Origin of the sequence: Sphingopyxis sp., assembly GCF_965227415.1 — a bacterium.
In the GTDB taxonomy this organism is placed as follows: domain Bacteria; phylum Pseudomonadota; class Alphaproteobacteria; order Sphingomonadales; family Sphingomonadaceae; genus Sphingopyxis.
On record NZ_OZ245749.1, the window covers coordinates 1,810,016 to 1,832,993 of the forward strand.

Sequence of the window (22,978 nt, forward strand, 5' to 3'; positions counted from 1 at the left end):
ATGTCTAGAGGCCCACTAATCCGGGGGCATGAGCGACGATAAAATCTTCATCAGCGCGAACGACCTGCTCGCCGACTCGCTGCGGCTGGGCATGCAGATCGTCGACAGCGGCTTCAAGCCGACGCACCTCGTCGGCATCTGGCGCGGCGGCGCCCCGGTCGGCATCGCGGTGCAGGAACTGCTCGACTACCATGGCCACCACTGCGACCATATCGCGATCCGCACCTCCTCCTATCATGGCATCGACCGGCAGGATCCTGAGGTTAAGGTCTTCGCATTGGGCTATCTGATCGATACGCTCGACCCCGAAGATCGCCTGCTCATCATCGACGATGTGTTCGACAGCGGGCGCAGCATTCGCGCCTTCGTCGCCGAGCTCAAGGCGCGCTGCCGGCACAATATGCCGCGCGACATCCGCATCGCGACCGTCTGGTTCAAGCCGGGGCGCAACGTCACCGACCTCCGCCCCGATTATTTCGTCCACGAAACCGACCGGTGGCTGATCTTCCCGCACGAGATCGATGGCCTGACCGTCGAGGAAATCCGCCGTCACAAGCCCGAAGCGGCGATCATCCTGCGCGAGGAGGAGGTGCCTCATGGGTGAAGGCTTCACATCGGCTGAAGACCGGGCCGCCTTTATCGCCGCGCTGCCCAAGGCCGAGCTTCATTTGCATATCGAAGGGTCGCTCGAACCCGAGCTGATGTTCGAACTCGCCCAGCGCAACGCCGTCGCCATCCCGTTCGGATCGGTCGAGGAAGTGCGCGCCGCCTACGCTTTCTCAAACCTCCAGGATTTCCTCGACATTTATTATCAGGGGATGGGGGTCCTCCACACCGAACGGGACTTCTACGACCTGACCGCCGCCTATCTCGCACGCGCCCACGCCGATGCGGTTCGCCACGTCGAGATCTTCTTCGATCCGCAGGGGCACACCGAACGCGGCGTCGCCTTCGGAACCGCGCTCACCGGCATCACCCGCGCCCTCGACGACGCGCAGGCGCGTTATGGCATCACGTCGAAACTCATCATGTGCTTCCTCCGCCACCTCAGCGAAGCCGACGCCGAAGCGACGCTCGACGAAGCGCTTCCTTTCCTCGACCGCATCGACGGCGTCGGTCTCGATTCCTCCGAAGTCGGCCATCCGCCATCGAAATTCGCCCGCGTCTTTGCGCGCGCCAGCGGCCTTGGCCTCAAGATCGTCGCCCATGCCGGCGAAGAGGGCCCGCCCGCCTATGTCCACGAAGCGCTCGACCTCCTGAAGGTCGACCGCATCGACCATGGCAATCGCAGCCTCGAAGACGGCGCGCTCGTCGCGCGCCTCGCGAACGAAGGCATGACGCTCACCGTCTGCCCGCTGTCGAACCTCAAGCTTTGCGTCGTTGACGACATGGCCGACCATCCGCTGAAGACGATGCTTGACGCCGGCCTGCACGCCACGGTGAACAGCGACGATCCCAGCTATTTCGGCGGCTATGTGAATGCCAACTACCGCGCCGTCGCCGATGCGCTCGACCTGTCGAAAGCCGACTTGCTGACCCTCGCGCGCAACAGCTTCACCGGTTCGTTCCTGGGCGAGGCCGACAAGGCCCGGCATCTCGCAGCGATCGACTCCTATGCCTGAGCGCGCCGCCTAGCGCGGATGCAACTTCGCCAGCGCGATCCCGGCCAGGTTCTGCGCGCGCCCGATATGCCGGACGCGCGGCGCCGGTCCGCTGCCCGCCAGGTTGCGAAAGGCCGCCAGATGGCGCGCCGCCGCGCCGCGCGCAGCCACCTTTCCGGTCGCCTGCGCCACCACCGAGGCTGAATCGCCGAGCAGCACGGCATCGTCGATCCCGCGCTCGCGCGCCAGCCGCAATGCCGCGATCAGCGCCAACCATTCGGCGTCGAGGCTGCTACCCGTCCCGATCTCGCGCTCGACGAAAGCCTCGCCGCGCATCACGACGGCAATCTCCATCGCGCCCGGATTGGGCCGGCATCCGCCGTCGAAATAGATTTTGGTCCGGCGGGCGGTCATCGACCCGCCATAAACCAATCAGAACTTCCCGCGCACCGATAATGCAAAGATCGGCCCGATCAGCCGGTTGCGCTTTTCGACGAACGCGATCGGGCTCTCGCCGCGTATGTCGGTATAGACCGTGCGGTCACGCTTCGATCGTGCGTTGAGGAAGTTCGCGAGCGTCGCGCGGACGGTCAGGCCGAACACATCCTTGTTCTCGATGAAGGCGTCGGCGAAGATCGGACCTTCCCACACCTTGTCGCTCTGGCTGCGGCGATAATTCGGCTGATAATGGCCGTAATTGCCCGACACGCCCCACGCCCAGTCGCTCGCCGGGATGTCATAGCGGAGCCCGAACTCGATCACCGTATCGGTAAAGCCGCTCCACTGGCGCTTCTCGCCCGTGAACGGATCGCGCAGCGACGATTTCTGAAACAGGACGCGCGTGTCGATCTTCATCCCCTTGATCCCCGCGGGGTCGAGGTTGATCGTCGACGTCCAGTCGATCGCGCCGGCCTTGGCCTTGTCGATATTGCCAACCGCTTCACCGTTGGCGCCGACCGGGATCACATCGACCCGGTCTTCGACGTCGCGATAGATCAGCATGATCTTCGTCGATCCCCACGCGCCGAACTTCTTGTTGATCTCGGCTTCATAGGTCCAGTCCTGCTGCGGACGAAGGTCGTTGTTGCTCTCGTTCTGGTTGCCGTCGTTGAGGAAGGCGCGCGCAAGAAAGTCGTAAAAGCTCAACTGCAGCACACGCCGCCGCAGCTTCACCGAAACGTCGAAATTGGCCGACGGGGTCCAGGCGAGCGAGATCGATCCCTTCGGCCGGAAAAAGGTCCGCGTCAGCCCGTTGATCCCGGTCTGGGTTATCGTCGAATGTTCGGCGCCCGCGATGATCTGGAAATTCAGCTTGTCGGTGAGCTTGCGCCCAAAGCTCAGCAATCCCTCATACCGGTCTTCGCTCACGCCGCCGGTGCCGCCGTCGAACGGCTGGTCGACAAAGACGCCCGACGGATCGAGCACCGCGATCGACGCGACATTGTCGAGTGTGTTGAACGCCGCTTCGCCCGACAGCTGCCAGTCGCCGCCGAACATCTTCCACTGATATTCGCCGCGCGCGATCGTCTCGCCCAGGTCGCCGGTCTGCGCGAAGCGGTCGCCGGTCGCGGTCCCGCCCGCGGGGGTGGTGATGATTTCCTGCCGGTACGGCTCGTGGCTGAATCGCCGCAACCCGATCAGCTTCAGCTTTCCGGGACCGGCGCCGAATTGATAGTCCCCCGAAACCTCGTAATTCCAGCTGTCGGCATTTTCGTACACGGTGCGGATGCGGTCGGGGGTGCCGGGGCTCTTCCGCACCCCATCCTCGTAATAACGGTCAAACTTGCGCTGATACTGGCCGCCCAGATTGGCGACGGTGTCGCCGGGCGGGTCCCAGGTGATCCGCCCCGACAGCTTCGGCGTGTCGTAATGCGTGTTCCAGATATCGCGGCGGCGCTCGATGATATTGCCCGCGCCGTCATAGATGAGCGTCGGCCCGCCTGCGCCGCTGCGCGCCGAATCATCGTTGCTCAGCGCGGCCTCATATTCGATCTGACCGCTGCGTCCGCGCACCGACACGTCGCCGCGCGTGAACAGAGGATCGGTGTAGTGCGCGCGGAACTGCGGCTTCCACGAAAACTGCCCGGAGAAATTGTCGGCGCGATAGATGATGTTCGCGACCTGCCCCGACAGGCCGGGAATATCGAGCGTCGATCCGTCGACGATCTCGATCCGTTCGACATTCTCGGCCGGAATGCGCGACAGCTGCGTGTACATATCGTCACCCTTGTTCGACGGCCGCTCGCCGTTGAACAACACATTGCCCGTCGCCTGCCCCAGCCCGCGCAGATTCTCGTTGTCGCGGATCGCGAACCCCGGAACCTGCGTCAGCATGTCAAAGGCATTCTTCGGCGCATAGCGGGCGAAGTCGGCGGGGGTGAAAACCTGCCGTCCCGCGCTGTTGGCGGTCGCAGGAACCGCGACTGGCGCGGGCGGCGGGGTGTCGCCGGTCGGCGCCGCCGCATCCTGCGCCGCTGCGGGCAGGGCGGCAAGCGCGGCAGCGACCGCGGCAAGGCTGACGACAAATTTCACTGACCACTCCCCCGCGCGCGATTGATCGCCTGCGCATATTCGGGCGATACGCCCATCGCTTTCATCCCGACGACATCGTCGGCGCTCAGCTTGCGATACCCCGCCGCGGCGAGGCCGCGGACATAGGCGCCATCGACGCCGAGCGCCTTGCACGCGATCGCATCCTCGATGTCGGTGAGCGCCATCGCCTCCGACTTCAGGTCGCGGACATAGGCCGGCGTGACCTCGAGCGCCGCGGCGGCGATCAGATCGCCATGGTCCTTGGGCTTGACGCCCTCGGCGGTCAGCCCGTCGGCCAGCGCGATCGTCGCATCGACGAGCAACATCGCGAGCAGGTCGTCGCGGTCGTCGGGGGCCAGCCCGCGCGACGCCAGGTCGCGCTCGAACGCCGGATCGGCGGTGAACCGACAGCTACCCGCTCCGTCGAATGCGCCCTTCAGCGTCCCCGAGCATGCGAGCGTTCCCGATTCATGGACGATGGAAAAGGACACCGGCCCTGCCGCGCTCTTCAGCAGCGCTTCGGTCGCCGCGAGTTCGGGGCGCGAGCCGTCGATATCGACGTCGCTGTTCGACCTCTTGCGGCTGACGCGCAGCTGCGGCTTGGCTTTGCCCTCGGCGGGCGTCGCCTTCCAGGCGATGTCGCTCAGCACCAGCGGGTCGGCGGCGGTGCTCGGGACCGAGCAGGCGAGCACCGACAGCAAGGCGGCGCCGGCGGCAAGACAGGTGGCTTTCATGGGTGCACTCCTCCCTCCGTGCGCCAGGCGAGCGTCATCGCTCGCCGCCGCAGCGGCATTTCAAAACAGGGGTTCGATCAACGGGTGACGCGGTTGGACGAATGTCCAGGCGTCAGGTGCCGGGCGGTGCCGGCGGTCTTGCGGGGATGGGCGCTTCGGGGGCTTCGATCCGCGCGACGCGGCCGTCGGCGCTGCGCGCTTCGATCACCGGGCCGGGGCCGAAGCGGACGGTCGCGCCATCCTTCGACACCACGGTCCTGCCCGGCTTCTTGCCAGGCGGATAAGCACCGGTCGCGCGCAGCTCGATCGCATCGTCGGGGTCGCGCATCCGCACGCCGGCCTTGCGCATGTCGGTGACGAAGTCGCAATCGACCCCCATCGCCTTCAGCGCGATCAGGTCGCCGATCTCGACGCCAGGGAAATGCTCTTTCATGTCGCGGGCAAAGGCGACGTCGATCCCCATCTGCTTGGCGCCGACCAGGTCGCCCAGATCGGCGTCGGGAACGACCGATCGCATGCGCCCGATATAGGCGGGATCGACTCCGGTCGCCTTCGCGGCGATGATGTCGTCGGGGTCCATCGATCCGCCATGCTCGCGCATCTTCTCGACATAGTCGGGCGTGACGCCGACCGCGCGCATGCCGACCAGTTCGTCGGCGCTCAGCGGACGCGAGGCGGCGGCCGCCCTGGCATCCTTCTCGGCCACGTCCTGATCCGCCACCGCGGCCTTGGCCGCGACGATCGCCGATTCGCGCGAGGCGACCGCGACCGCGCGGGCGCCCTCGGCCGTCGTCCTGTCCGCGGTCGCCGAGAAGGCGGCGAGCGGCGCGGTGATCCCCGCGAGCAGCACCAGGCTCATCAGCATCCAGCTCGCGCTCGCCGGCCCGCGCTTCAGGCTGCCGTCGAGAACGCGGGTGATGCGCCGTTTCAGGCTGCCCTTCCCCGGTGCGACGCCATGCGCCGCGAGCAGCGCGCCCTGATTGTCATGCCGCGCCGCGCCGACCAGCAGCGTTGCGTAATCAGGGCCGTCGATGTCGGCCATCAGCACCGCATCGTCCGCGGCTTCCTCGCGCAATTGATGGCTTTCGCGCGCGAGCATCCACACCAGCGGGTTGAACCAGAAGACCGCGCAGGCGATCCGCGCGCCGAGCAGCTTGGCCCAGTCGAGCCGCGCGACATGCGCCAGCTCGTGCGCGATGATCGCTTCGGCCTCGCCGACGGCATCGACGGCCTTGGGGCTGAGGACGATCGTCGGGCGCAACACGCCCCAGCTGATCGGCGAGCGCAGCTCGTTGCTGACCAGCAGCGCGGTGCCATGCTTGAAGCCCATCCGCCGTTGCGCCTCGGCCAGCGCCGACAGCCACGACCCTTCGACCAGGATTTCGGCGCGGCCGCGCATCGCGAACAGCCGGACCACCGCGAGCCCCATCACTCCGCACAGCAACGCCAGCGGAACGACATAGAGAAAGGGGGCAAGGTCGCCCGCCGACGACAGCATCGACGGAGCCGATCCGGCCAGATCCGCCACGGCAGGGACTGACGCCGTGGCGGGAGCCGGATCGACCACCGATCCCCCTGTTGTCGCAATTTGCCCGGCCGCGCGCGCCGCCGGCGCAGCCTTGGCGAGCCAGCTTTCGGGCAGCGGCGCCCATTTGGGCAAAAACAGCATCGCGGCGGGCAAGGCGAGCAGCGCCATCAGCCCGGCGTGCGCGATCATCGATCGCTCGCCCGCCGAGCGCGACCGCGCGACGCGCAGCAGCGCCAGCGTCAGCGCCGCGACGATCAAGGATTTCCAGGCAAGGCCCAGCAACATGGCGGTCGTGATCATGGCATCCTCCCGTCGCGAGCTTTCGCGATCATTTTTTCCAGTTCGTCGAGCTCGTCGCCGCTCATCTCGTCCTGCATGCCGAGCAGCGCAGCGGCGGCGCTCGTCGCCGATCCGTTGAAGAAAACGCGCACGACCTGCGACAGCGCCGACTTGCGCGCCGCCTTGTCCGACACGCTCGGCGCATAGACGAAGCCGCGCTCCGACTGTTCGCGCACCACAAAGCCTTTCGCCTCGAGCCGTTTCAGCATCGCGCGGATCGCCGATCCCGACAGCTCGTCGGGAAGCGACTCGCCGATCTCGATCACCGTCGAGGCGCCGCGCTCGTACAGAATATCGACAATTTCGCGTTCTCGCGGGGGCAGGCTCGACAGCATTTTCGAATCACCTTATGCGCTACATTTGTAGCGTGCTACATTTGTAGCGCATACTTGGCAAGGGGTTTTATTCGAATAACACACGTCGGGCCGCGGGAGGGCCTTGGCGAAGGCGGTTTGGGGGGAGCGGACGTTCCCTAAACCGACAGCGGCCTCCGCCTTCGCGGGGGCGACGTCCTGGTTCGCCCGAAACCAGCCACCATATTCCCATTGGCGTCCGCCCCACTTCGCGGCACAAGGTTGGCCATGAAACGCCTGTCCCTCGCCGCCGCCCTGATCCTCGTCTCGCTCGCGATCCCCGCCAGCGCCGAGCCCGAGAGCGCCGACATCCTGAGCTATGTCGACCCGATGATCGGCACCGGGCCCGAAGGCCACACCTTCCCCGGCGCGACGGCGCCCTTCGGCATGGTGCAACTGTCGCCCGACACCGACGCGACGTGCCAGATCCGCGACTGCTACGCGCACGCCGCAGGCTATTCGCACCACGACCCGTCGATCCAGGGGTTCAGCCACACCCATTTCTCGGGCGCCGGACACTCGGACCTTGGCGACATCCTCGTCATGCCGCAGGTCGGTGACGTCCAGCTCGACCCGGGCGATCCGAACAAGCCCGGATCGGGCTATCGCCAGCGTTTCGACCATGCGACCGAGAAAGCGAGCCCCGGCTATTTTGCCGTCACCCTCGCCGACAGCGGCATCCGTGCCGAACTCACCGCGGGGACGCGCGTCGGCATCCACCGCTACACCTTTCCCGCGGGCCAGGACGCGCATCTGCTCCTCGACCTCCGCTCGTCGCTCTATGACTATCCGGGCAAGATCCTGTGGTCGGGGCTGCACCTTCGCCCCGACGGCACACTCACCGGTTTTCGCGAGACGCGCGGCTGGGCGCCCGGGCGCAAACTCTATTTCGCGATGCGCTTCTCGGCACCGCTCAAAAGCCATGCCTTCCTCGATCGCGACGAGAAGATTGCGTACAAAGGGTTTCAGGGTCCGGGCCGCGGCAGCGCCGCGCTCGCCGAAAAGCTCGGCAAGGCGCTCGAAGCACAGCTCGATTTCGGCGCGCTCGGCGGCCCGCTCGAAATCCGCGTCGCGCTCTCCGGCGTCGACGAGGCAGGCGCCGTCGCCAATCTCGATGCCGCCGAAAAAGAGCCCGGGGGTGCCGGCTTCGACACCGTCCGCTCGCGCACCGAGGGCGCGTGGCGCAAGGCGCTCGGCGCGCTTCAGATCGACGCCCCCGCACCGATGCGCACCAATCTCTACACCGCGCTCTATCATGCGCTGCTCGCGCCGAGCGTCTGGAGCGACGTCGACGGCCGCTACCGCGGGCCCGACGATCAGGTCCATGTCGCGAAGGATTTCACCTTCCGGTCGAGCTTTTCGCTCTGGGACACGTTCCGCGCCGAGCATCCGCTGCTGACGCTCGTTCAACCCGCGGCGACCACGACCGATGTCGTCAAATCGCTCGTCGCCAGCCGCCGGCACAGCCCGCACGGCATTCTGCCCGTCTGGCAATTCGCGGGGCGCGAGACATGGACGATGATCGGCTATCACGCCGTTCCCGTCATCGCCGACGCCGCGATGAAGGGCGTGGGCGATTTCGACGCCAACGAAGCCCTCGATTCGATGGTCGCCAGCGCCGAATATGCCCCTTATGGCGGGCTCGGCGACTATATGGCGCTCGGCTATGTCCCCATCGACCGCGAGCCCGAGGCAGCGTCGAAGACCGTCGAATATGCCTATGACGACTGGGCGATCGCGCGCCTGGCGGAAAAGCTCGGTCGCAAGGACGTCGCAGGGCGCTTCGCCAAACGCGCGGGCTATTGGCGGAACAGCTTCGACGCGAAGACCGGCTGGCTCCGCGCGCGCAAGGCCGATGGCAGCTTCCGCACCCCCTTCGACCCCACCGCGATCAATTATGGATCCGATTATACCGAGGGCAATGCGTGGCAATATAGCTGGTTCGTCCCGCACGATCAGGCCGCGCTCTTTGCCCTTCTTGGCGGCGACGCAAAGGCGATCGCAAAGCTCGACGCGATGTTCGATTATGATAATTCAAAGCTCGACTACAGCCATGCCGAGGACATCGCCGGGCTGATCGGCCAATATATCCATGGCAACGAGCCGAGCCATCACGTCGCCTATCTCTATGCCTATGCCGGCGCGCCGTGGCGGACGCAGGAACGGCTGGGGCAGATTGTGGCGAGCCAATATAGGCCCACGCCCGACGGCCTGTCGGGCAACGACGACCTCGGCCAGATGTCGGCATGGCTCGTCTTCACCGGCCTCGGCTTCTATCCCGTCGCCCCCGGCTCGAACCAATATGTGATCGGCCGCCCCTTCGTCGACCGCGCGGTGCTGACGCTCCCCGACGGCAAGCGCTTCACGATCGAAGCACCCGGCCTTTCGGATGCGAACCGCTACGTCGGCAAGGTCGAGCTGAACGGCAGGCCTCTCACGCGCAGCTGGATCGCCGATGCCGAAATTCGCGCCGGCGGCACGCTGCGCTTCACGATGCAGGCGCAACCGAACCGGCAATGGGGCCAGTCCGCCAGCGCCCGCCCCTATTCGCTATCGACCGTCGCGCGCTGACGGCTCCACCAAGGGATGATTCATGACCGACGATCTGCTTCTCCGCGCTCCGGTCACCGGCGACTTCGACCGCTGGTTGCCGCTGTGGGACGGCTATAATGAATTTTACGGGCGCAGCGGCGACACCGCACTGCCGCTCGACATCACGGTCGAAACCTGGGCGCGCTTTCACGACCCGCGCCAGCCGGTACACGCGCTCGTCGCCGAAGCGGGCGGCGAACTGATCGGCCTGGCGCATTTCCTCTTTCATCGCAGCACGACCGCGATCGCCGACAGCTGCTACCTCCAGGACCTGTTCACCTCCAAAGCCGCGCGCGGCCGCGGCGTGGGCGGCAAACTCCTCGCGGCCGTCGCGGCCGAAGCGCGCAGCGCCGGTTCGGCGCGCGTCTATTGGCAAACGCACGAGACCAACGGCACCGCGCGCAGCCTCTACGACAAGCTCGCCGAACGCTCGGGTTTTATCGTCTATCGCATGGCGGTCTGACCCGCATCGCCTCCGGCGAGCGCAGATAGCCAAGTCCCGCGATCTGCGTTACGCCCGCATTCATGGCCGAGACGCCCGCCAAAACGAAGCGCTGGACCTGCCCGGCATGCGGAACCGCGCGGACGACGCCCTTTTGCTCGAAATGCGGTGAAGAGCCGCTCCGCCCGCGCGACCTCAGCTCGCGCGACATCACGACCCAGATCCTCAAGGCCTTCACGAATATCGACGGCAAGCTGCTCCGCAGCTTCCAATCGCTTCTGACCCGGCCGGGTGCATTGACGCTCGCCTATATCCGGGGCGAGCGCCGCGCTTATCTCGGCCCGCTACAGCTGTTTTTGATCGCCAACCTGCTGTTTTTCGGAATGCAGACGCTCACGCACACGAACATCTTCTCGTCGCCGCTTGCCTCGCACCTCCATCATCAGGACTGGAGCCCGCTCGCCAACGAACTGGTGGCGCAAAAGCTGGCGGCGAGCCACCGGACGCTGGCCGCCTATGCGCCGCTGTTCGATCAGGCGGTCAAGCTCAACGCGAAGGCGCTGATCATCCTGATGGCGCTCGCCTTCACGCCTTTGCTCGCAATCCTCTTCCATGCGCGGCACCGGCCGATCGGCTTCCACATGGTGTTCTCGCTTCATCTCTATGTCTTCGTGCTGCTGCTCTTCTGCCTGTCGCTGGCGGTGGTCGAGATCGATCTGCTCGCGGGCGGGCGCGGCCTCGAGAGTCCGGCGATCGACACGGCGCTGTCGCTGTTCAATCTCGGCGCGTGCGCAATCTACCTCTATCTGATGCTCGGCACGGTCTATAATCTGCGTCCGGTGCCGCGCGTCGCGGCCTCGCTCCTGCTCGCGATCGTCCTTGCGACCCTTGTTCTCGGCTATCGCTTCACAATCTTCCTCGTCACGCTCTATACGAGCTGAACCGTTTCCAGAGGATTGTTCTGCCAATGCCGATCATGGCCGCCCGCCACTATCATCAGGGCAAGCTCGTCCGCGATCTCGGGCCCAACGACGTCATCCCGGAGGATTGCGAGGACGATGATTTCTTCTGGCTCGGCCTTTACGAGCCGACCAAGGAAGAACTCGCCGGCATCGCCCAACGCTTCGGGCTTCATCCCCTCGCGGTCGAGGATGCGCTGAAGCCGACGCAATTGCCCAAGGTCGAAGTCTATGCCGACCAGCTTTTCGTCATCGCCGCGACGGGCAATCTGGAGGGCGACACGATTCAGTCGGGCGAGACCGCGATCTTTCTCGGCCGCCATTTCGCCGTCACCGTTCGCCACGGTTCGGCGCGCGCGCATACCGACGTGCGCGCCCGCCTCGAAAGCCTGCCCCACAAGCTCGCGCACGGGCCAGACTATGTTCTCTACGCCATCCTCGATTTCATCGTCGACGGCTATTTCCCGGTCATCGATGCGATCGAGGACCGGCTGCTGCTGGTCGAAGAGCGCGTGATGGACACCCCGCTCGACGCAGGCGAAATCCGCCACCTCTATGGCCAGCGGCACGAGATCATCCGTTTCCAGCGCATCGTCGGGCTGATGAAGGATGTCGCGAACCGGCTCGTCACAACCGACGATTTGCCGTGGATCGACGATGCGGTACGCCCCTATTTTCGCGATATCTGGGACCATGTGCAACGCGCCGAGTTCCGGCTTCAGGGCCTTCGTGAGGTCGCGGCGTCGGTGGTGGACACGAATTCCCTTCTCGAACAACAGCGTCAGGGCGTGATCACGCGCCAGCTCGCCGCCTGGGCCGCGATCCTTGCGGTTCCGACTGCGATCGCGGGCATTTACGGCATGAATTTCGAATTCATGCCCGAACTCGACTGGACGCTCGGTTATCCCTTCGCGCTGGCGCTGATCTTCGGCGGCTCGGGGCTCGTCTTCTGGCGATTCAAGCATATCGGCTGGCTCTGAGCGCGGCTGACCGCAATTGCCGGGCGATGCGGGGTCACGCCTCTGGCGCAAACGGCGATGCGTCCCCAAATGGGATCGTTCGCATTCCTGCTAACAGACTTTTAACCGAAACCGGATGACATATGGCTACCATGGCCAACCCATTATCTCATGATCAAGCCGCGAGCAGCAAACGCCGCCACACCCGTCGCAGCCTTCCGCTCTTTGTCCAGGGACGCCAGAACTCTGGCGCGACGCTCGAAATCCAGATTTTCAACATCTCCGAAACCGGGGTTCTCGTCGAATGCGAGGCCGATCTGGCGGCGGGCGACAGCATCCAGCTCGACCTCCCGCACGCCGGCATGGTTCGGGCGCGTATCGTCTGGACCAGCGGCTCGGTGCTCGGCTGTCAATTCGACACCCCCGTTTCGGCCGCAACGCTCAGCGCCGCGCAACTGCAAAGCGCGGTTGGCGGGCATCTCAATCTGGACACCAACGACAACGCGTCGACCGACCATTTTGGGGCCCGGCTTCAGCGGCTGCGGATCCGCAAAGGCCTGAGCCAGATGGACATCGCGGCGCATTTGGGCGTCAGCGCGCCGTCGATTTCGGGATGGGAAAAGGGTCGCACGCGGCCCAAGCACGCGCGGCTCGATGCGCTTGCCGAACTGCTTGGCGTCGCGCAATCCGAACTGACCGAAGAGCCCGAGCCCGAGGGGATCCAGGAACTTGTCGAACGTAGCCGCGACCTGATCGCGCGCGCGATGAGCACGACCCCCGACAAGGTCCACATCACCGTAGAGCTTTAGCGCGTCTTCCCCCAAGGCCGATTTTCCGCTACAAGCGCCGTCTCGATCACCACCGGAGTATACAGGATCATGGACCGCAACTGACCGCATCGCCCCAAGCCTTGCTTTCAGGAAAGTCTGCCCATGTCCTCGATCACTGTCTCCCGTCTCGGCTGGTCCACGCCCGACGGTCGCACCATCTTTTCGGAACTCGATCTCCGCCTCCAGCGCCAACGCGTCGGCCTCGTCGGTCGCAACGGCGTCGGCAAATCGACGCTGCTGCGCTTGCTGACCGGCGAACTCACGCCAGCGGCGGGAACGATCGCTATCGACGGCAGCATCGCCATGCTGCGCCAGACCGTCCAGGTCGGCCCGGACGACGCGATCGCCGACCTGTTCGGCGCGCGTGCCGGGCTCGCGCAGCTCCGCAAGGCCGAGGCTGGCGACGCGCGTGTCGACGATATCGGCGAGACCGACTGGACGCTCGAAACGCGGATCGCGGAAGCGCTGGCGAACGTCGGCCTGTCTTTTCCCGCCGACACCCTGCTCGCGCGCCTCTCGGGCGGCCAGCGGACGCGCGCCGCGCTGGCCGGGGTCATGTTCGCCCGGCCCGATTTCCTGCTCCTGGACGAGCCGACCAACAACCTTGACCGCGAAGGCCGCAAGGCCGTCCGCGCGCTTCTGCGCGACTGGCGCGGCGGCGCGATCGTCGTCAGCCACGATCGCGAGCTGCTCGACGAAATGGAGGTCATCGTGGAAATGACCCAAAAAAACACCACCCCCCACCCCGGCGGCTGGAGCGCCTATCGTGCGCGCAAGGACATCGAGCAGGCCGCTGCCGAATCCGAGCTTGCGAGCGCCGAAAGGCGCATCAATCACGCCCGGCGTCAGGCGCAGGCGAGCACCGAGAAGCAGGACCGCCGCGATTCCGGCGGTCGCCGCAAGGCGGCGCGCGGCGACATGCCGAAAATCGTCATCGGCGCGCAGAAACGCCGCGCCGAGGAAACCCGGGCTTCGGCAACGCGTCTGGCCGATCGCCAGCGCGGCGAAGCCGAAGCCGCGCTCGAAGCGGCGCGAAGCCAGATCGAGATCGTCGATCCCCTTTCGATCGGCCTGCCCTCGACCGGCCTGCCCGCGTCGCGAACCGTCCTCGAACTGGACCATGTTACCGCGGGCTACGCACCGGGACGACCGATCATCGAGGATCTTTCGCTGACCGTCACCGGCCCCGAACGCATCGCGATTACAGGCCCGAACGGGTCGGGCAAATCGACCCTGCTCGCGTTGATCGTCGGCACGCTCACCCCCTCGTCGGGGCATGTTCGCACCCCGGTCGCGCTCGCGCTGTTCGACCAGCGCGTTGCGCTGCTCGATCCCGCGCTGTCGATCGCCGACAACTTCATTCGGCTGAATCCCGGAACGACGAACAATCAGTGCCGCGCGGCGCTCGCGCGCTTCCGCTTCCGCGCCGGAGCGGCCGACCACATCGTCGGCACGCTCAGCGGCGGCCAGATGCTGCGAGCGGGACTCGCGTGCATCCTCGGCGCGCCGCAGCCGCCGCAATTGCTGATCCTCGACGAACCCGGAAATCACCTCGACCTCGATTCCCTGGCCGCCGTCGAGACCGGCCTCGCCGCCTATGACGGGGCGCTGCTCGTGGTCAGCCACGACCCGGCGTTTCTCGAAGCGATCGGGATCACGAAGACTGTCGAATTGGTCCGCATCGCGCTGGACTAGGTCCGGGCAATTTTCGAACCGGCGCTCATCTTTCCGTGTCCTCGCTAACCTTCTTTTAACCAGCCAAATTCAACATGCGGTCATGGCTATTTTCGGATATTTCCTTCCATCGGCACCCGATGCCGACCGGCGCCATGACTCGCGCCGAAAACTCAGCCTCCTGGCCCGCGGCGCGCATCACGATGGCACCGGCCTCGATGTCCTGATTCACAATATCTCCGGCACCGGCATGCTGTTCGAAAGCGACATCAAGCTCGCGGCCGGCGACCGGATCGAAATCGAGCTTCCGCATGCCGGCGACATCACGGCGATCGTGATCTGGGCGAGCGGCCGGCACTTCGGATGCCAGTTCGAAGGTCCGGTTTCGCCCGCGACGCTGAGCGCGGTCGAGCTCAAGAGCGTCACCGCCCCGCCGCCCAAGACCAAAGAAAAGGACAAGGCGGCCCGCGAAGACGAACAGGGTCCCGCGACCGAAGTCGAAGAGAGCTTCGGCGATCGCCTGCAGCGGTTCCGCACCGAGTTGGGGCTCGATCAGGCCGAAGTCGCCAAACGCATGGGCGTCGGCGTGACCTCGGTAGCCAGCTGGGAAAAGGGCCGGGCGCGTCCAAAGCGCGGCCGCATGGCGACGCTTGCCGCCATTCTTGGCGTCGAGGCATCCGACCTGCTCGGCGACGGCGAGCCTGAAGAGATTCACGATCAAGTCGACGCCGGCCGCGAACTGATCGCGCGCGCGCTCGGCGTCAGCGCCGACCGGATCCGGATCATCGTCGAATATTAGAGGACGGCCGAGCGGAGCGATCGCGCGCGCGACAAAAAACAAGCCCACCGGTCGGAACCGGCAGGCTTGAAGGAAACAGGGTGGCCCAGTGAACCACCCTGCTTGGGTCGCGCCCTATGACTGCCCGATTCGGCGCGCAGTTTCGCTACCCGGATGAGTAGCGCGCACGATTTTTTTTGCTTTTCGGGCAAGATATTTGCTGCTCTAGCAAAATGCATCGCTGCCGATCTTCTGACCAGGGATGCATGCCGACCGAGAATCTTCCGATATTTCCCCCGGACCACAATGCGCCGGCCGAATGGGAAGTCCTGAACGGACTGATCGGACGCATCTATGACTCCGTGCTCGAACCCCAACGTTGGAACGAGACTCTTTCGGAAATCACCGGAGCCCTCTGCCCGCTGAGCTGGGAAGCCGCTTTCATCCTCTGGGAATCGACCAGTCCGCCCAGAGCGCGCTTCGTCGCAGCCTCGGGCCTCGCCGCCGGCGTTCAGGAGATCTATTGCGCGGTCTACGCAGGCAACCACCCCTGGTCGCGCAAGCTCATGCGCTACGGCAATGGCAGCGTCGTCGACAGCAACGACATCCTGACCCGCGAGGAGTTTGCCGAGTCCGAATTTTTCCGCAATTTTCTTCAACCGTGGGGCATCGACCGCATGGTCGCGGTTCTGCTCGACCAGCGCGGTCCCGACCGGCTGGGCCTGATGCTCCCCGGCCCGGGCGATCGCGACCTGGAAAAGCTCAAGCGCGGCCTGCGCGTCCTCGCCCCGCATATGCAGCGCGCGATGAGGATCAGCGACCGCATCGCGACGCTCGACCTTGCTGCCGGGGCCGCGCGCGCGGCGGCGGATGCGGCACCCTTCGCGATCTTCAGCCTCGACGACCAGCTCAACATTCTCGCCGCCAACAGCCGCGCCGAACGTTACGAAAGGGCGGGTTTCATATGCCTTGCCGGCGAACGTTTCGCCTTCACCTATCCCGCCAGCCAGAAACAGCTGCTCGATTTGGTCAAGCGTCCCGATCCCGCCGGTCTCGCGTTCCAGACGATCGGCAACGCGGGGGCCGAATGCCCCGTTCTGGTCGCACGGATCGCACGGCAATCGGCGCACCGGATCGGCGGCTTCACGCTCGGCGCGTCGCTGATCATCACGATGGGAAGCGCGCCGGGCGAAACGCCGGTGGTCGAGATTGACCGCGTCGCGCAATGGTTCGCGCTAACGCCAGCCGAAGCGCGGCTGGCGGTCGCGCTTGCCGGCGGCCAGACATTGCGCGACTATGCGGCCGAACGCGCGGTCAGCCTCAACGCCGTCCGTTTCCTGTTGAAAGGCATCTTCCGGAAAACCGGCGCGGCAAGTCAGGCGCAGCTCGTCGCGACGCTCGCGCGGCTGCCTGCAGCATCCGGAAACTAGGCTGCCAGCACCTTCGCCATCATCCGCTCTTCCTTTTCCACCCATGGCGCCAGGCTCGGCCGCGACAGGATCGCTTCGCTCCACGCGGCGACCTTCGGATGTTGCGCGGCATCGATGCGCGCGCCGCAGTGGCGGAAGTTCATCAGCGGCGACGCCACGGCAAGGTCGGCGAGCGTGAAGCGGTCGCCGACCAGATAGCCCGATGGGGGGATGGCGTTTTCCAGATAGTCGAGCAGTTTCGGCATCTCCTCGCTTTCGGCAAGCGCTGCGGCGGCGAGGTCGCCTTCGCGGCCGAGGAATTTGGGCGAGACAATGCGATTGAAGAAGATCTTGCCGCCGCATGCCGCAAAGACCGTGTCGCCAAATTCGTCCCACCAGATCACGCGCCCGCGCTCTCGCGGGTCTGCGGGGATCAGCGCAGGCTCGGGATGCTTGGCTTCCAGATAATGGATGATGGCGCTCGAGTCGGCGAGCAGGAAGCCGTCATCGTCCATCGCGGGCATCTTGCCCAGCGGCGATGCGGCACGGAACCCCGGGTCGGGATCGCCGATGCCGACGCCCTTCAGTTCGAAGTCGAGCCCCTTTTCGCCCAGATACCCCAGCAATTTGCGCACGAAAGGCGACACCAGCGAACCATAGACAATCATCCCGCTCTCCCTCTTCTGTTCTGCCGTTCAGCATAAGCGCAAGGCCGCGCGCGGCAACCCCCCAGACGCCGCCGCAACGGCGACGAAATAATCTTGCTATCGGCCGCGTGGCATGAAAAGGCTGCGCTTGGAGGGGGGCGCTGCTACGGCAGCCATCAGCAGGATTCATGCAATGCGCCCTTCGACCTGGGCAGACCGGCTGATGGGCCTGCTCGTCCGCTTTGTCGGACTTGTGATCCTGCTCGCGACGATAGTCGCGGCCGCCGCAAGCTTCGTCTACAATCAGTCCGAGGAATCCGACCAGGCCGCGCGCGTCGCGATGCAGGTCAACATGCGCCTGCGCGATCATGTCGCGATTCTGGAGGGCGTGCGCGCGCTCTATCAATCCGACCCGTCGTCGAGCGGGCCCGGCATCCGCGCCTATCTGTCGTCGCTGCAGCCGCAAGTGCAGGCGCCGGGGATGGAGGGTATCGGCATTGCCGCCGCCATGTCCGCGGGCGCGCCCGCGCTGCCCGAAGCACAGCTCCGCCAGAATTACGGAGAGGACATCAAGGTGTGGCCCGCGACCGATCAAAAGATCGGCTTCGCGGTCGTGCTCGTCGAACCCTACACCCCGCGGCGGCACGCCGCGCTGGGCTTTGACATGTACAGCAACCCGACGCGCCGCGCCGCAATGCGCCGCGCCTGGCAGACCGGCCAGCCCGCCGTCAGCGGCGTCGTCCATCTCGCGCAGGAACGCGCCGCGGCGCGCAAGCAGAATGGTTTCCTGATCTATGTTCCCGTCTATGCCCGCCAACCCGCGTCGCCGTTGACGACCGTCGCCACGCGGCCCGGCACACGACCGGTCGAAGCGTTCATCTATGCCCCTTTTCGCAGCGAAGACATGATGAAGGCCGTGATCGGACAGCAGATCAACGGTATCGACGGGATCGAAGTCTATGCTGGCGATGGTCCCAACGCGCCGCTGCTCTATCGGCATGGCAAGGTCGGCTGGGACGCGCAGGTCCAGAAAATCCGTGTCGCCGACCGCGTATGGACGATGCGCATCTCTTATGGCCGTTTTTTCGAACGGCTTGGCCGACCGGTCGCCATTCTCCTTTTCGGTCTCGCGCTCGCGGTACTGGCGACGCAGCTCCATCGGGTCCAGCAACGCCGCGTCGGCGTGGCGCAAGCGCTCGCCGAGGAACAGGCGCGACACGCTGCCGACCGCGAACTGATGATCGGCGAAATGGCGCACCGCATGAAAAACGCCTTTGCCCGTATCGGCGCTCTCGCCCGTATCACCCTGCGGGAATCGACCGATCTTCGTGACTTCGAGACGAAGTTCGACGGCCGCATGCGCGCGCTCTCGGACGCCAAGCAGATGCTGGTCACCGGCGCGGTCGATAGCGTCGAGCTTGGCCAGATCCTCCGCCGCGAACTCGAAATCGCCGGCTGGACGACCGAGCGCCTCGCCTTGCTCGATGGCCCCGTGGTCGATCTGGAAGACGAAAGCGCGCAGGCGATCTCGCTCGCGATTCACGAACTGGTGACCAACAGCATCAAATATGGCGCGCTGTCGGGCCGCGGCGATCTCGCGGTCGACTGGCGGTACGACGAAGGCGATGTCGAGCTTCGCTGGGCCGAGAGCGGACTGGCGGAGACACCGCATATCGAAACCGAAAGCTTTGGCACCCAGTTCATCCGCTCGCTGATCGAACGGCAGCTGAAGGGCAGTTGGCAACGCACCGCCGTTGACAACGGCCTCACGATCGTCATTCGCTGGCCGGATAATGGCCGCACCACCTGACTGGCATATCTGGATCGACCGTGGCGGCACCTTCACCGACGTCGTCGCGCGGCGGCCGGACGGCAGTGTCGTCACCACCAAATATCTGAGCGAAGATCCCGCGCGCCCCGGCGACGCCGCCGTCAACGCCATCCGCGATCTGACGGGCGCGGGCACCGGCGACCTGCCCGCGCTCGCGATCCGCATGGGATCGACCGTCGCAACCAATGCGCTGCTCGAACGCAAGGGTGAGCCGACGTTGCTCGCGATCACGCAAGGCTTCGGCGACGCGCTGACGATCGGTTATCAGGACCGCCCCGACCTTTTCGCACGCAAACTGGTCCGCACCCCGCCACCCCATGCCGAAGTCGCCGAGATCGTCGAGCGCCTCGGGCCGGGGGGCGATGTTCTGACGCCGCTCGACGAAGCCGCGGCGCGCGCGGCGCTGCAATCCGCGCGCGACCGCGGCCTCAGCAGCATCGCGATCGTGCTGATGCACGGCTATCGCTATCCCGCGCACGAAAAGCGGCTTGCCGAAATCGCCGCCAACGTCGGCTTCGCGCAAATCTCGACCAGCCACGACGTGAGCGCGCTGATCAAGCTGATCGGCCGCGGCGACACGACGCTCGCCGACGCCTATCTGTCCCCCGTCCTGCGTCACTATGTCGATCAATTCATTGCTCAGCTGGGCGCCAGCATCGGTGGCGGCATCGACCCGCAGTTCATGAAAAGCTCGGGCGGCCTCGCCTCCGCATCGGCGTTTCATGGCCGCGACGCGATTCTTTCGGGACCCGCGGGCGGTATCGTAGGCATGGTCGGCAGCGCCGCGCCGCTCGGCAAGGAGCGGCTGATCGGCTTCGACATGGGCGGCACCTCGACCGACGTCAGCCATTATGCCGGCCGCCTCGAACGCGATAACGAGGCGATCGTCGCGGGCACGCGCATCCGCGCCCCGATGCTGCGCATCCATACCGTCGCGGCGGGTGGCGGCTCGATCTGCCGCTGGGACGGCGCGCGGCTGCTCGTCGGCCCCGAAAGCGCGGGAGCGAACCCCGGCCCCGCCGCCTATGGCCGCGGCGGGCCGCTCACAGTCACCGACTGCAACGTTCTGCTCGGCAAGATCCAGCCCGACTATTTCCCCAAACTCTTCGGCCCGAACGGCGACCAGCCGCTCGACCGTGACATCGTCGTGCAGAAATTCGCCGCGATGGCGACCGAGGTCGGCCTCGCGCCCGAAGCGCTGGCCGAGGGTCTGCTCGCGATCGCGGTCCAGCAGATGGCGAACGCGATCAAGCGCATCACCATCGCGCGCGGCCACGATGTGTCACAAAACTACAGTTTAGTCGGGTTTGGCGGCGCCGCCGGGCAGCATGTGTGCCTCGTCGCCGACGCGCTGGGGGTCGACGAGATATTGCTCCACCCGCTCGCCGGGGTGCTCTCGGCCTATGGCATGGGCCTCGCGCGCCCGTCGGCAATCCGCGAGCGCACCCTCGGCCTCACGCTCGACGAAGATTGCGCAGCAGCGCTCGCCGCCGTCGAAACCGAACTGTCGCAGCAAGCGTACGCCGACCTGGCCCCCGGCGCCGACACCGCCCGAGAAACGTTGCTCTTCGTCCGCCTCGTCGACAGCGACAATGCTATAGAACTCCCGCTCGCGCCACCCGCCGCGGTCGCAGGGGCGTTCGCGGCCGCCTTCCGTCAGCGCTTCGGCTACGCCCCGCACGCCAATCTGGTGGTCGATCGCATTCGCGTCGAGCTGACCGAGTCGGGCGTGGTGCCGGCCACGCTGCCGCCGCCCGTGACCGGCGAGGAATCCGAATCCGAAACCGTCACAGCATGGCTCGCAGGTGTTTCGCACGATGTCCCGCTCCACCAGCGCGGCGCCCTCGCTCCCGGCCGCCGCATCGGCGGACCCGCGATCATCATCGACCCGCTGTCGACGACCGTCGTCGAACCCGGCTGGAACGCGACGGTCGAGCAGGAAGGGACATTGCGGCTCACGAGTGCTCCCCGGCGAAAGCCAGGGGCCAGCGAAACGAAAATCGTGCGCGGCAGCGCGCCTACCTTTCCCGAGCATGGACCCCGGCTTTCGCGGGGGAGCAGTGTTGCCGAAGCAGACCCCGACCCCATCCGCCTCGAAATCTTCAACAGCCTGTTCATGGCGATTGCCGAGGAAATGGGCGGCGCGCTTCAGCACAGCGCTTCGTCGATCAACATCCGCGAACGGCTCGATTTCTCGTGCGCGATTTTCGACGGCAAGGGACGCCTCGTTGCGAACGCCCCACACATGCCCGTCCATTTGGGCTCGATGAGCGAAAGCGTGCGCACCATCCTGCGCCAACGCACCGGCGACGGTCGCGGCATCCGGCGCGGCGATGCCTACGCGCTCAACGCTCCCTACGACGGCGGAACCCACCTGCCCGACATCACCGTCATCATGCCGGTTTTTGTGGAGGGCGACGAACCAAGCTTCTTCGTCGCAGCACGCGGACATCACGCTGACCTCGGCGGCATCGCCCCCGGTTCGATGCCCCCCGACAGCAAGAGCATCGAGGACGAAGGCATCCTCTTCGACAATGTGCTGATCGTCGACGACGGCCATTTCCGCGATGCCGCCATTGCGGCGCACCTGATCGACAGCCCCTGGCCCGCGCGAAACCCAGCGCTCAACATCGCCGATCTGAAGGCGCAGGTCGCGGCCTGCCAGCGTGGCGCAAGCGCGCTCGCCGACCTCAGCGTGGCGCATGGCGCATCGACCGTGGCGGCTTATATGGCGCACGGCCAGGCGCAGGCCGAAGCCGCCGTCCGCCAACTCATCGCTCGCCTCGACGATGGCAGTTTCCGCTACGCGATGGACAATGGCGCCCAGGTTGCGGTCGCCGTCAAAGTCGATCGCGCCGCCCGCCACGTCACCATCGACTTCACCGGATCGTCCGCGACGCTTCCCGACAATTTCAACGCGCCTGCGCCCGTCGTCCGCGCGGCCGTGCTCTATGTCCTGCGCACGATGCTCGACGACCCGATCCCGATGAACGAGGGCTGCCTTGCCCCCGTCACGCTGATCGTGCCCGATCATTCGATGCTGTCCCCAACCTATCCCGCGGCAGTCGTCGCGGGGAATGTCGAGACGAGCCAGGTCATCACCGACGCGCTGTTCGCCGCCTTCGGCGCGATGGCACCGGCACAGGGCACGATGAACAATTTCACCTTCGGCAATGACACCCACCAATATTATGAAACGATTGCCGGCGGATCGGGCGCCGGTCCCGGCTTTGATGGCACCAGCGTGATCCAGACGCATATGACCAACAGCCGCATGACCGACCCCGAGGTGATGGAAGCGCGCTTCCCCGTCATCGTCGAAGAATTTTCGATCCGCCAGGGCTCGGGTGGAGCGGGCCAATGGACAGGAGGCGACGGCGCCACCCGTCGCATTCGTTTCCGCGAGCCGATGGCCGCGAACATTCTTGCGAACCGCCGACAAGTCGCGCCCGCGGGACTAGCGGGCGGCAGCAACGCGGCGCCCGGCCGCAGCTGGGTCGAGCGCGCCGATGGTTCGATCGAGATGCTCGCCGCCACCGGCAGCGCCGACCTTGCCGCGGGCGACGCCTTCGTGATCGAAACGCCTGGGGGTGGCGGCTATGGGAAATCGGGGGACTGACAAAATGCCGGATCAGGCAAGAATTTGGTTCACGCGAAGACGCGAAGACGCGAAGAAGAAGCGTTTGCCGCGAAGCGGTCTTCTCTCTCGACGTTGCTGCCCGAACGACGGTCGAAGGAATATGGGGCCTTACGGCCCTGGCCGGCCTCTT

At 65.8% G+C, this 22,978-nt stretch carries 18 protein-coding genes; 12 read left to right on the plus strand and 6 right to left on the minus strand.

Annotated features, from left to right (window positions below; translation table 11 throughout):
• Nucleotides 1-28 precede the first annotated feature (28 nt).
• Both ACO055_RS08835 and ACO055_RS08840 read left to right on the plus strand, forming a co-directional pair.
• Nucleotides 29-604: a phosphoribosyltransferase gene (locus tag ACO055_RS08835; protein ID WP_422062217.1), complete on the plus strand. Its 576-nt coding sequence runs from the start codon at nucleotides 29-31 to the stop codon at nucleotides 602-604.
• Nucleotides 597-1,622: an adenosine deaminase gene (locus ACO055_RS08840; RefSeq protein WP_422062218.1), complete on the plus strand. Its 1,026-nt coding sequence runs from the start codon at nucleotides 597-599 to the stop codon at nucleotides 1,620-1,622. Before ACO055_RS08835 ends, ACO055_RS08840 begins: the two co-directional genes overlap by 8 nt.
• Before the next feature lie 9 nt (nucleotides 1,623-1,631).
• Here the strand turns inward: ACO055_RS08840 and ACO055_RS08845 are convergent, their stop codons facing one another.
• From ACO055_RS08845 to ACO055_RS08865, 5 genes are all read right to left on the minus strand, one after another.
• Nucleotides 1,632-2,015 carry a reverse transcriptase-like protein gene (locus ACO055_RS08845; protein WP_422062219.1) on the minus strand — a complete coding sequence of 128 codons (384 nt, stop codon included), beginning with the start codon at nucleotides 2,013-2,015 and terminating at the stop codon, nucleotides 1,632-1,634.
• Between the two features lie 18 nt (nucleotides 2,016-2,033).
• Nucleotides 2,034-4,133, minus strand: a complete 2,100-nt coding sequence (locus ACO055_RS08850) for a TonB-dependent receptor plug domain-containing protein (protein WP_422062220.1) — start codon at nucleotides 4,131-4,133, stop codon at nucleotides 2,034-2,036.
• Nucleotides 4,130-4,867: a hypothetical protein gene (locus ACO055_RS08855; protein ID WP_422062221.1), complete on the minus strand. Its 738-nt coding sequence runs from the start codon at nucleotides 4,865-4,867 to the stop codon at nucleotides 4,130-4,132. Before ACO055_RS08855 ends, ACO055_RS08850 begins: the two co-directional genes overlap by 4 nt.
• 112 nt (nucleotides 4,868-4,979) lie before the next feature.
• Nucleotides 4,980-6,695, minus strand: coding sequence for a M56 family metallopeptidase (locus tag ACO055_RS08860; protein WP_422062222.1), 1,716 nt, complete (start codon nucleotides 6,693-6,695; stop codon nucleotides 4,980-4,982).
• Nucleotides 6,692-7,069, minus strand: a complete 378-nt coding sequence (locus ACO055_RS08865; RefSeq protein WP_422062223.1) for a BlaI/MecI/CopY family transcriptional regulator — start codon at nucleotides 7,067-7,069, stop codon at nucleotides 6,692-6,694. Before ACO055_RS08865 ends, ACO055_RS08860 begins: the two co-directional genes overlap by 4 nt.
• Before the next feature lie 246 nt (nucleotides 7,070-7,315).
• Between ACO055_RS08865 and ACO055_RS08870 the strand changes: the two genes are divergently transcribed.
• The 8 genes from ACO055_RS08870 (at nucleotide 7,316) to ACO055_RS08905 (ending at nucleotide 16,751) form a co-directional block, all read left to right on the plus strand.
• Entirely contained in the window at nucleotides 7,316-9,658 is a 2,343-nt protein-coding gene (locus tag ACO055_RS08870) for a GH92 family glycosyl hydrolase (RefSeq protein ID WP_422062224.1), read from the plus strand.
• A 22-nt stretch (nucleotides 9,659-9,680) separates the two neighbouring features.
• A complete protein-coding gene (locus ACO055_RS08875; RefSeq protein WP_422062225.1) occupies nucleotides 9,681-10,142 on the plus strand; it encodes a GNAT family N-acetyltransferase in 462 nt (153 codons plus the stop codon).
• A gap of 62 nt (nucleotides 10,143-10,204) precedes the next feature.
• Nucleotides 10,205-11,062 carry a DUF3667 domain-containing protein gene (locus ACO055_RS08880; RefSeq protein WP_422062226.1) on the plus strand — a complete coding sequence of 286 codons (858 nt, stop codon included), beginning with the start codon at nucleotides 10,205-10,207 and terminating at the stop codon, nucleotides 11,060-11,062.
• 26 nt (nucleotides 11,063-11,088) lie between these two features.
• Nucleotides 11,089-12,060 carry a magnesium and cobalt transport protein CorA gene (locus tag ACO055_RS08885; RefSeq protein WP_422062227.1) on the plus strand — a complete coding sequence of 324 codons (972 nt, stop codon included), beginning with the start codon at nucleotides 11,089-11,091 and terminating at the stop codon, nucleotides 12,058-12,060.
• Between the two features lie 122 nt (nucleotides 12,061-12,182).
• Nucleotides 12,183-12,848, plus strand: coding sequence for a helix-turn-helix domain-containing protein (locus tag ACO055_RS08890; RefSeq protein ID WP_422062228.1), 666 nt, complete (start codon nucleotides 12,183-12,185; stop codon nucleotides 12,846-12,848).
• Between the two features lie 123 nt (nucleotides 12,849-12,971).
• Complete coding sequence (locus tag ACO055_RS08895) at nucleotides 12,972-14,564, plus strand: ABC-F family ATP-binding cassette domain-containing protein (RefSeq protein ID WP_422062229.1); 1,593 nt, start codon at nucleotides 12,972-12,974, stop codon at nucleotides 14,562-14,564.
• 82 nt (nucleotides 14,565-14,646) lie between these two features.
• A complete protein-coding gene (locus ACO055_RS08900) occupies nucleotides 14,647-15,342 on the plus strand; it encodes a helix-turn-helix domain-containing protein (RefSeq protein ID WP_422062230.1) in 696 nt (231 codons plus the stop codon).
• 245 nt (nucleotides 15,343-15,587) lie between these two features.
• A complete protein-coding gene (locus ACO055_RS08905) occupies nucleotides 15,588-16,751 on the plus strand; it encodes a helix-turn-helix transcriptional regulator (RefSeq protein ID WP_422062231.1) in 1,164 nt (387 codons plus the stop codon).
• Here the strand turns inward: ACO055_RS08905 and ACO055_RS08910 are convergent.
• Complete coding sequence (locus ACO055_RS08910) at nucleotides 16,748-17,398, minus strand: glutathione S-transferase family protein (protein ID WP_422062232.1); 651 nt, start codon at nucleotides 17,396-17,398, stop codon at nucleotides 16,748-16,750. The genes ACO055_RS08905 and ACO055_RS08910 overlap by 4 nt on opposite strands.
• 172 nt (nucleotides 17,399-17,570) lie before the next feature.
• Here ACO055_RS08910 and ACO055_RS08915 point away from each other — a divergent pair, with 172 nt between their 5' ends.
• Nucleotides 17,571-19,187 carry a CHASE domain-containing protein gene (locus ACO055_RS08915; protein ID WP_422062233.1) on the plus strand — a complete coding sequence of 539 codons (1,617 nt, stop codon included), beginning with the start codon at nucleotides 17,571-17,573 and terminating at the stop codon, nucleotides 19,185-19,187.
• A complete protein-coding gene (locus ACO055_RS08920) occupies nucleotides 19,171-22,827 on the plus strand; it encodes a hydantoinase B/oxoprolinase family protein (protein WP_422062234.1) in 3,657 nt (1,218 codons plus the stop codon). The genes ACO055_RS08915 and ACO055_RS08920 overlap by 17 nt, the downstream gene beginning before the upstream one ends.
• The last annotated feature ends 151 nt before the right edge of the window (nucleotides 22,828-22,978 follow it).